Annotated in this window: 3 protein-coding genes and 1 pseudogene; 1 reads left to right on the top strand and 3 read right to left on the bottom strand. The window is 49.3% G+C overall.

Going from position 1 to position 3,077, the window contains the following annotated elements:
* Positions 1 to 196 precede the first annotated feature (196 nt).
* Entirely contained in the window at positions 197 to 466 is a 270-nt protein-coding gene (locus tag ABYP73_RS12525; RefSeq protein ID WP_372946114.1) for a hypothetical protein, read from the top strand.
* A gap of 3 nt (positions 467 to 469) precedes the next feature.
* Here the strand turns inward: ABYP73_RS12525 and ABYP73_RS12520 are convergent, their stop codons facing one another.
* The 3 genes and pseudogenes from ABYP73_RS12520 to ABYP73_RS12510 form a co-directional block, all read right to left on the bottom strand.
* A complete protein-coding gene (locus tag ABYP73_RS12520) occupies positions 470 to 1,180 on the bottom strand; it encodes a DUF4369 domain-containing protein (protein ID WP_372974553.1) in 711 nt (236 codons plus the stop codon).
* A 43-nt stretch (positions 1,181 to 1,223) separates the two neighbouring features.
* Positions 1,224 to 2,486 carry a DUF819 domain-containing protein gene (locus ABYP73_RS12515; protein WP_372946112.1) on the bottom strand — a complete coding sequence of 421 codons (1,263 nt, stop codon included), beginning with the start codon at positions 2,484 to 2,486 and terminating at the stop codon, positions 1,224 to 1,226.
* Positions 2,487 to 2,551: 65 nt separating this feature from the next.
* Positions 2,552 to 3,077: pseudogene (locus ABYP73_RS12510) on the bottom strand (hydrolase); the annotation flags it as partial.

Here is a 3,077-nt window from a genome sequence, read left to right as displayed (position 1 = left end):
GAGATGCCGTTGTAGCCAATGAGAACGGCGATGCATCTCTGACCAAAGGAGAGACCCTGTTACTGCCCGCCTGTTCGGGGAAAATCGAAATCCGTTCAACGGGTTGTGAATTGCTGGAAGTAACCGTCTGAAAGTTGCGGGGCATATTTCTCAATACCATTCTTAAAGTTTACTTTTGTTGAAAATATTTTAAGAGATGGCAAATATTCGCGACTTAAAGAAAGACATCAACTACGTCTTGGGCGATATCATTGAAGCGGTTTACATCTTCGAAGAGTCGAACAATACACCCGGCTCCAAAGAGGGTAATGAGATTATAGATAAAGCCATTGCCACCTTCGATGACCTGATAGCAAAGGTGAATCAGAAGAATGTGGAAAACAGGAAGGCTCACCTGAAGGCAGTTCGGCAAGAACTGGAAAAGGAAGCCACCAGCCTGGTCAACAAACTGAACAAAATGGGCTAGCCCCTAAGGCTGTTCCGCACGGCGTTCCTCCAATAGTCTCTTAAGTGCCTTGCCGTATTTGCCATGGGCTACCTGAGGTTCCAGGGAATTGTAAAGGGAATCCAGAAATTTGCTGTTGGCATCCGACACTTCGGATATAGCAATAAAAGGGGCGATATGAGACCCTGTATGACCCATGGCGTAATTCAGGGCATAGAGATAACTCCTCCTGATACTTCTTTGATTCGCCTTTTGCAGGGAATCCAGGGCGGCCGGGTCATTCAATATCTCGGGATTATTCGCAGCTTTGAGTTGCTCCAGGTTTTCCGTATTGAACCGGGTCATGACCTCACGGTATTCTTCCAGTTCTTTTTGAGTCGATGACCCCTCTATGACTGCCTTGCTGTCAAAAGCATTCCAAACGGTTTTAATTGTGATCTTGCCCGGTTCTCCGAAAAAGGTGATCCGATCATTTACCTCATTCTGGTCTTCCTTCCTCAGGTACAGGTAGAAGATCTCCGGGCTCTCCAAAGAGGTCGTAAATTGAAAATCACCATTACCCCTCAAAGCGATGGAATCCAGGGTCACCAGGGTGGAATCGTCTACCTTTTGTAGGTATATGGTCCCTTTTTTAAGCCCCTTAACCGTTCCGCTGACTTCCATGGTTGACGACTTGTCACCGGAACAAGCAGCGATCAGGAGGGTAGTAATGAGGAATGTCTTGAGATATTTCATGCCTGAGAATTTTGGCCCAAATATCTGTAAAGTTTACGGAATTTTAAACATGTGAAGCAACTTCCATCAGAAGAGCACAGATATAAGCTCCTGCCGTTCCTATCACATATCCCAGCACGGCGAGCAGGATCCCCACTGAGGTCAGGGAAGGGTGGAATTCAGCCGCCACCACCGGAGCTGAGGCAGCCCCTCCCACATTGGCCTGACTCCCGACGGCAAGGAAGAAAAAAGGAGCTTTGATGAGCTTGGCCACCAGGATGAGGAGTCCGGCATGGATGGAGATCCAAATGAGACCTATCAGGATAAGGCCGGGGTTCTCGAGCACCTTGCCCAGGTCCATTTTCATTCCGATGGTAGCCACCAGGATGTAGATGAAAAGTCCACCTATCTTACTGGCTCCCGCACCCTCATAGGTCTTTGCCCTGGTAAAGGATAACAGGATCCCCACGGCTGTGGCGAAGACAACCATCCACAGGAATTCCGACCCAAGGGAAGAGAGCGCCTTCTCTTTGTTGCGGATGATCTCGAAATTCGACTGCAGGAAATCCGTAAAGTGGAAGCCAAGGAAGTGAGCGATGCCCACCCCAGTAAACGCCAGGCAGGTAAGGATGATATAATCCCTTAGCGTAGGGATGCGCGCGATCTTGGCCGTATAGGCAGAAACTTTGGCTTTCAGGTCGTCGATGGAACTCGTATCGGCTTTCAGCCATCGGTCTATGCGTTCCGTTTTACCCACCCCGAGCAAGATAAACGCCATCCAGATGTTGGCCACGACAATGTCTATGAGCACCATCCCTCCGAAATTGGCCGGGTTGTATTGGAAGACTTCCAGCATGGCAGCCTGGTTGGCACCACCCCCAATCCAGCTACCGGCGATGGTGGCAAGTCCCCGCCAGACGGCATCAAAACCTGCGCCGCCTACGGTTTCGGGGGAAAAGATGGAGACGATCAGGATAGCGATCGGGCCTCCGATGATGATCCCCAGGGTTCCTGTCAGGAACATGATCAGTGCTTTGGAACCCAGATTCAGAATGGCTTTGAGATCAATGCTCAATGTCATCAGGATCAGGGCTGCCGGGAGCAGGTAACGACTGGCGATATAGTACAGGTTGGAGGATTCTTCGGAGATCAGCCCCACACTGGTAAGCACTGCAGGCAGCATATAGCACATGAGCAGGGTGGGTACCACTTTGTAGAACTTATTCCAGAATCCCTTTTCGAGGGAAGAGGTGTAGAAAACAAAACCAAGGCAGAGGCAAAGAAGTCCGAGGATGACGGTGTCATCAGTTAGAGGAAAGTGATCCATAAACGAGTTTGTTCAGCTGTTGAGCCAAATATAAAAATATTTGACCGGGGGCCCCTTTTTCGCTCTCAGATATTGAGCCAGTAGGTGACCTTCAGGTTGATGGATCTAACCTTTGGGGCAAAGGTGTTGACGAAGTAGTTGTCGTTGTACACCAGGAACAGATCGGACAGGGGAGCGAATCGCCACTGCAGCCTTGAATTAATTCCCAGGTTGTCCCTTTGGTTGCTGTACTGTATAAGTGTAGACCAGAAGAGTGATTTGCTGAAGGTCAGGTCAAACCTCGGGCTTATCAACCAGATATCCGCACTGCCATAAGGTTCAGGTAGCTGTATCTGGTCATACCTGAAGTTCATGGAGACAACTGCTTTAGGCTGAAGGCGAAGGTTCATCCCTCCTTCGAGTGAAAAGATATCACCGTTAAAAAACCGGCCCATGGTGGGTTCTATGGAATATGAAAAAAGACGTCGCCTGTCTGATCGGTACTGAAAACTGACAGAGTTGTAATAATAGCCCTGCTCACCGGGCAGGGGTTGGGCGTCATCACTTCGGGTTGGGTCAAATTCGTCTAACAAATAGGTATACTCATGAGAG

Origin of the sequence: Muriicola sp., from assembly GCF_041567615.1 — a bacterium.
In the GTDB taxonomy this organism is placed as follows: Bacteria; Bacteroidota; Bacteroidia; order Flavobacteriales; family Flavobacteriaceae; genus Muriicola.
The sequence above is the reverse complement of the archived record's forward strand: the minus strand, read 5'-3'. Positions and strand labels throughout refer to the sequence as shown.